Consider the following 6217-nt stretch of genomic DNA (forward strand, 5'->3'; position numbering starts at 1 on the left):
ACTCATGGAGGATATCAATGACAGATGCCAGGTATTGGTCCTGGATGCAGAGGGACTTCAGGCAGACCGGCATGCAGTAAAAATTGTGGAGAATAACATGGAAGAGGATATTGACCTGATCCTTGCAGTAGGAGCAGGTACGATCCATGATATCAGCCGCTATATTGCACACAACTATAAAGTACCTTTCATTTCAGTGCCTACCGCAGCAAGTGGAGATGGATTTGTAACAACAGTAGCAGCAATGACCTGGGACGGAGTGAAGAAGACGGTACCGTCAGTAGCTCCGATCTGCGTATATGCAGACACGGACATTTTCTCAAAAGCACCGCAGCGCCTTACGGCAGCCGGAATTTCAGACCTGATGGGAAAATATATCTGCCTTGCAGACTGGAAGATCGCCAACCTGGTCACCGGAGAATATTTCTGCCGCGAAACTGTAAAATTGGAAGAGAAAGCGTTAAAAACTGTAAAATCTTCGATTCAGGATATTACAGAGGGAGAGGAAGATGAGTGTGAACAGCTTATGTACGCCCTGATCCTTTCCGGACTTGCCATGCAGATGATCGGCAATTCCAGACCTGCGTCCTGCGCAGAGCACCATGTCACACATTTATGGGATATGGAAGTGATCAATGGTCCGCTGGATGCACTTCATGGTGAGAAAGTTTCTGTAGCAGCACTCCTTGTACTGGAAGAATACAAGCGTATTGCCACAGCCATCACACAGGGAAGATGTCACGCGAAACCGTATGAGAATGAAGACGAGGAACTTCTGAAAGAAACCTTTGGAAAGAAAGGGCTTCTGGAAGAAATCACAAAAGAAAACGAGCCGGAACTTCTGAAAACGATTTCCCCGCAGCATCTGGAGGAATGTCTGGATGGAATTGCGGAGATCATCGACGAACTTCCGAATGAGCAGGATATGTTCCATATGCTGGAGAAAGCCGGATGTGCAAAAACTGTTTACGATATCGGACTTGATGAAGCGGCCGTTTTACCAAGCCTCAGACTTGCTCCTTATACAAGGAGACGATTAAGCTTATTAAGAATCAGCAAGATGCTGGAAATCAGAGGAGAATGATTATGCGTGTTGGAATGGGATATGATGTACACAGACTAACCGAAGACAGAGATCTGATCCTGGGCGGCGTAAAGATTGACTGGGAAAAAGGTCTCCTTGGACATTCAGATGCGGATGTGCTGATCCATGCAGTAATGGATGCACTTCTGGGAGCTGCCGCGCTGGGAGATATCGGGAAACATTTCCCGGATACAGACCCTGCATATAAAGGGATTTCCAGCATTCTGCTGCTGGAGCATGTAACGAAACTTTTGAGAGAGCATCATTATGAGATTGGAAATATAGATGCAACGATCATTGCGCAGAAACCAAAGATGGCACCTCACATTCCACAGATGAGAACCAATATGGCGAAAGCAATGGGAATCGATGAATCTCAGCTGAATATCAAAGCAACTACAGAGGAGAAGCTGGGATTTACAGGAAGAGAAGAAGGAATCGCGTCTCAGGCAATCTGTCTTCTTAATGAAGTAAAATAGAGTTACTGTTCACTTTGTATCTGGCAGCCAGATGTTTGCCAGATTGCAGAAGATTTGACCTGACTTTTATATAAAAACTCTATGAAATAATGAAACAATAGAGAAAACTGGAGGAATAAAACATGAAGCTTTTTAACACACTGACACGTAGAAAAGAAGAATTCGTACCTCTTGAAGAGGGAAAGGTTCGTATGTATGTCTGCGGTCCGACTGTATACAACTTGATCCATATCGGAAATGCACGTCCGATGATCATCTTTGATACGGTACGCCGTTATATGGAATATAAAGGCTATGAAGTAAACTATGTATCCAACTTCACAGACGTAGATGATAAGATCATCAAGAAAGCCATCGAAGAAGGCGTAAGTGCACAGGAGATTTCCGAACGTTATATTGCAGAGTGCAAAAAAGACATGGATGGCATGAACGTAAAACCTGCTACGACTAATCCGCAGGCCACACAGGAAATCGATGGAATGATCAATATGATCCAGACTCTGGTTGATAAAGGTTATGCTTATCCGGCAGCAGATGGTACTGTATATTTCAGAGTTAAGAAGTTCAAAGAATATGGCAAACTTTCTCACAAGAATCTGGATGATCTGCAGTCCGGCTTCCGTTCTCTGCAGGTATCCGGTGAAGACCAGAAAGAAGATCCGCTTGATTTCGTACTCTGGAAACCGAAGAAAGAAGGCGAACCGTCATGGCCGTCACCATGGTGCGACGGACGTCCGGGATGGCATATTGAGTGCTCGGTTATGGCTAAGAAATATCTTGGCGATGAGATTGATATCCACGCAGGTGGTGAGGATCTGATTTTCCCTCATCATGAGAATGAAATTGCACAGAGTGAATGCTGCAACGACAAAATCTTTGCAAAATACTGGATGCACAATGCATTCTTAAATATCGATAACAGAAAAATGTCCAAGTCTCTTGGAAACTTCCGTACTGTCCGTGAGATCAGCGAACAGTATGATCTGCAGGTACTTCGTTTCTTCATGCTGAATGCACATTACAGAAGTCCGTTGAACTTCAGCGCAGACCTGATGGAAGCTGCAAAGAACGCATTAGAACGTATCACAGATGCTGCCGCAAACTTAAAAGACAGAAAAGCAGCCGCACAGACAGAAACTGCAACAGATGCAGAGAAAGAACTGCTTGTACAGTCACAGGAATTTGTAAAGAAATTCGAAGAAGCCATGGATGATGATTTCAACACAGCTGATGCACTGGCAGCAATTTTTGAACTGGTTAAATTTGCGAACACAAATGTATCTGAGGAAAGCTCCGCGGAATTCACCGGCGCACTTCTTGATACAATGGTGAAATTATGCGACGTACTTGGCCTGAAAGCTGAGAAGAAAGAAGAAATCCTCGACAAAGAAATCGAAGACCTCATCGCAGAACGCCAGGAAGCAAGAAAAGCAAAGAACTTCGCAAGAGCCGATGAGATCAGAGACGAACTTCTGGCAAAGGGAATTATCCTTAAGGATACCCGTGAAGGAGTAAAATGGAAACGAGCTTAAATGATATGAGTGAAACCAATGAACTTAATGAAGTGAATAATACTGTTGAGGCAGAACTGACAGGACTTACGGATCATTCAGACGAAAATACAGACAAAAGATTTTCTGAAGAAGTAAATTTAAGTGGTCTGAAAGGTTTACTTAATCAGACGTTTCATTTGGAAGATAAAGATTTGCGAACCTATTCTCCACTGACATTGGCGTATATTGGCGACGGAGTCTACGAACTGGTGATCCGCACAATTCTTGTAAAAAAAGGCAACTGCCCGGTCAATCAGCTTCACAGAAAAGCCAGCAGCCTGGTCAAGGCAGGAACCCAGTCTTCCATGATGGAAGTGATCGAGCCGATGCTCACAGAGGAAGAACACAGCGTTTACAGAAGAGGAAGAAACGCCCATTCTCCGACAATGGCAAAGCATGCAACCATGGCAGATTACCGCAGAGCAACAGGATTTGAGGCTCTGATGGGCTATTTATATTTAAAAGATGATTTCAGCAGGATCATAGAACTGGTCCGTGCAGGAATCGGAGAGGATCAGATATGAGTGAACAGATAGAAGGACGCAACGCAGTCCTGGAAGCCTTTCGTTCCGGCAAATGTGTAGATAAGCTGTTTATCCTGGACGGATGCCAGGACGGCCCGGTCCGCACCATTGCCAGAGAGGCAAGAAAAAAAGATACAATCATTAACTATGTGGCAAAAGAACGTCTGGATCAGTTAAGCGAGACAGGTGCACACCAGGGTGTGATCGCTCAGGTGGCAGCCTATGAATACGCAAGCGTAGAGGACATCCTTGCGAAAGCAAAGGAAAAAGGGGAAGATCCATTTATCTTTATCCTGGATAATATCGAAGATCCTCACAATCTCGGTGCCATCATCCGTACAGCAAACCTCGCAGGAGCACACGGCGTGATCATTCCGAAGAGAAGAGCAGTAGGTCTGACTTCCACAGTTGCCAAGACTTCTGCTGGTGCATTAAACTATACACCTGTTGCAAAGGTTACTAATTTAGGACATACCATCGATGAACTGAAAGAACAGGGCATGTGGTTTGTATGCGCAGATATGGGAGGCGAAACCATGTACAACCTCAACCTCACAGGCCCGATTGGTGTAGTAATCGGCAATGAAGGCGAAGGCGTAAGCAGACTGATCCGTGAGAAATGCGATTTCGTGGCATCCATTCCTATGAAAGGAGACATCGACTCCCTTAACGCATCAGTAGCAGCTGGCGTACTTGGTTACGAGATCGTACGTCAGAGACTGCAGAAGAAATAAATTTGTTTTTGCAGTAGGAAATTATTCCACAATATTGTTATGCTATAAGAAGTCCTCTGGGCGAAAAATTTCTTGTAGATTGCAGTTTGTTATAACACATACGCAGTGTGTTTCAGGATAAACTTAAATGATAGAGAGATTTTCAGAAAAACGGAAGGTTCGAATTAATGAAACAGTATGACGGAATTAAAGATGAAGAATTGATTTCTCGTTTCAAAAACGGGGAATCAGAAATTCTCGATTATCTTATGGAGAAATACAAGAACGTGGTCCGCAAGAAAGCAAGGACCATGTTCCTGATAGGCGGGGAGGATGATGACCTGATACAGGAAGGTATGATCGGACTGTTCAAAGCAGTCCGAGACTACCAGCCAGACAGGGATGCGGCATTTCAGACTTTTGCAGGCATATGTGTGGACAGACAGATATATAACGCCATCCAGAGCTCCAACAGACAGAAACACCAGCCGCTGAATTCTTACATCTCCCTCAGTGAACAGGACGGGGAGAACGAAGAACACCTTGGCGACACTTGGGTAGAGAATCCCGAGTCGATTATCATCGACCAGGAAAACGTTCAGAGCTTGGAACAGGAGATCACCACCACCCTAAGTCCAATGGAAAATCAGGTTCTCGAATACTATCTTGCAGGAAACGGCTACGGAGAGATTGCCCGGATCATGGGAAAAACACCCAAATCCATAGACAACGCCCTCCAACGCATCCGCACCAAGATCAAAGAACAACTGGAACAACTACAAAAATAAAATCATCAGAATATATTTTCTGTAAAAAATTTTCTACAAAATGAAAAAGTTAAAAAATAGGGATTGACAACACGAACAAGTTCTGGTAACATATCCAAATGTGAGCGGCAAGTCCGACACGATGCTGATGTGGCTCAGAGGTAGAGCACTTCCTTGGTAAGGAAGGGGTCACGGGTTCAATTCCCGTCATCAGCTTTTTTTATTGCTAAAAATAAAGGATTACAAGTAGTCAAAAACAAAGACTGTTTGTGATCCTTTTTCTATTTAAAGATTTGCCGTTGTTGAATGGACTATTTGAGATAGCTTACTGTCAGAAGTGGTGGAAAATGTTATATTAAATGGGTAAGACGAGGAGACAATGTGCCGACAATAAATTTAACAGATGATAATTTACAGATTGAAGCAAATGAAATAGTAACGGAGGAAGTTACGGATCTTCCAGACTATGATGTAGATCAGCGGAAAAGTTTACAAAGTAACTGCCGTTCAGGATAAAGCATTCTACAGAAATGAAGATATTGTAAAAGTAACTATTGGTAATAACGTTGCAAATGTTGGAAAATACGCATTCTATCAGTGCTCAAGTCTGGAAACTGTTAAGTTCGGAAAGAGAGTAGCTGTAATTAATACTTGTGCATTTACTCAGTGCCCGAATCTTGAGAATGTGACATTATCATCAAGCATAAGAAAGCTTGGAGCTAAAGCATTTTACCAGTGTACATCCATCAAGACTCTGAAGATTAATGGTTCTACTCTGGAATATGTTGGAAAGAAAGGACTTGCAGTTAATAAGTCAGTAACTCTGAAATTGCCGAAGAAATCTTACAGCACATATCAGAAGCTGATAAAAGCAAGTAGCATTTATGCTAATACAAAATTTGTAAAATTCTAATACAAATATGTAATAGGAGCAAGGCCAGGGTGAATATTCTGGTCTTTCTTTCTGAAATATAATAAACTTGTAAAATGAGAAAAGCCCAAGGAACTTGCCACTCCGAGGGCTTTCAGTTTTGGCTCTTGCCAGATTATTATTTCTTTTAATTGGTATTATAGCATATAAATATGGAAAGCAATAT

7 protein-coding genes and 1 tRNA gene are annotated in these 6217 nt (G+C 43.0%); all 8 read left to right on the forward strand.

Annotation, left to right across the window (positions count from 1 at the left end; genetic code table 11):
- The coding region (locus tag ACTNES_RS18750) for a sn-glycerol-1-phosphate dehydrogenase (RefSeq protein WP_441040365.1) at nucleotides 1-1084 on the forward strand (1084 nt) is incomplete at its 5' end.
- A 2-nt stretch (nucleotides 1085-1086) separates the two neighbouring features.
- Complete coding sequence (gene ispF, locus ACTNES_RS18755) at nucleotides 1087-1563, forward strand: 2-C-methyl-D-erythritol 2,4-cyclodiphosphate synthase (protein ID WP_291804775.1); 477 nt, start codon at nucleotides 1087-1089, stop codon at nucleotides 1561-1563.
- A 122-nt stretch (nucleotides 1564-1685) separates the two neighbouring features.
- Nucleotides 1686-3095, forward strand: a complete 1410-nt coding sequence (gene cysS / locus ACTNES_RS18760) for a cysteine--tRNA ligase (RefSeq protein WP_291804779.1) — start codon at nucleotides 1686-1688, stop codon at nucleotides 3093-3095.
- Nucleotides 3096-3223: 128 nt separating this feature from the next.
- A complete protein-coding gene (locus ACTNES_RS18765) occupies nucleotides 3224-3640 on the forward strand; it encodes a Mini-ribonuclease 3 (protein WP_291804881.1) in 417 nt (138 codons plus the stop codon).
- Nucleotides 3637-4374 carry a 23S rRNA (guanosine(2251)-2'-O)-methyltransferase RlmB gene (gene rlmB / locus ACTNES_RS18770; RefSeq protein WP_019161073.1) on the forward strand — a complete coding sequence of 246 codons (738 nt, stop codon included), beginning with the start codon at nucleotides 3637-3639 and terminating at the stop codon, nucleotides 4372-4374. Before ACTNES_RS18765 ends, rlmB begins: the two co-directional genes overlap by 4 nt.
- Nucleotides 4375-4541: 167 nt before the next feature.
- Nucleotides 4542-5141, forward strand: coding sequence for an RNA polymerase sporulation sigma factor SigH (gene sigH / locus ACTNES_RS18775; RefSeq protein ID WP_291804793.1), 600 nt, complete (start codon nucleotides 4542-4544; stop codon nucleotides 5139-5141).
- A 123-nt stretch (nucleotides 5142-5264) separates the two neighbouring features.
- A tRNA-Thr gene (locus ACTNES_RS18780) sits at nucleotides 5265-5336 on the forward strand.
- A gap of 259 nt (nucleotides 5337-5595) precedes the next feature.
- Complete coding sequence (locus tag ACTNES_RS18785) at nucleotides 5596-6033, forward strand: leucine-rich repeat domain-containing protein (RefSeq protein ID WP_291815899.1); 438 nt, start codon at nucleotides 5596-5598, stop codon at nucleotides 6031-6033.
- The last annotated feature ends 184 nt before the right edge of the window (nucleotides 6034-6217 follow it).

Source organism: Blautia sp. HCP3S3_D9 (assembly GCF_052063845.1).
Classification (GTDB): Bacteria; Bacillota; Clostridia; order Lachnospirales; family Lachnospiraceae; genus Blautia_A.

What these genes read in the sequence shown, in the direction of transcription:
- ispF (WP_291804775.1), top strand. Translation starts at nt 1,087, where the DNA reads ATGCGTGTTGGAATGGGATATGATGTACACAGACTAACCGAAGACAGA.
- cysS (WP_291804779.1), top strand. Translation starts at nt 1,686, where the DNA reads ATGAAGCTTTTTAACACACTGACACGTAGAAAAGAAGAATTCGTACCT.
- rlmB (WP_019161073.1), top strand. Translation starts at nt 3,637, where the DNA reads ATGAGTGAACAGATAGAAGGACGCAACGCAGTCCTGGAAGCCTTTCGT.
- sigH (WP_291804793.1), top strand. Translation starts at nt 4,542, where the DNA reads ATGAAACAGTATGACGGAATTAAAGATGAAGAATTGATTTCTCGTTTC.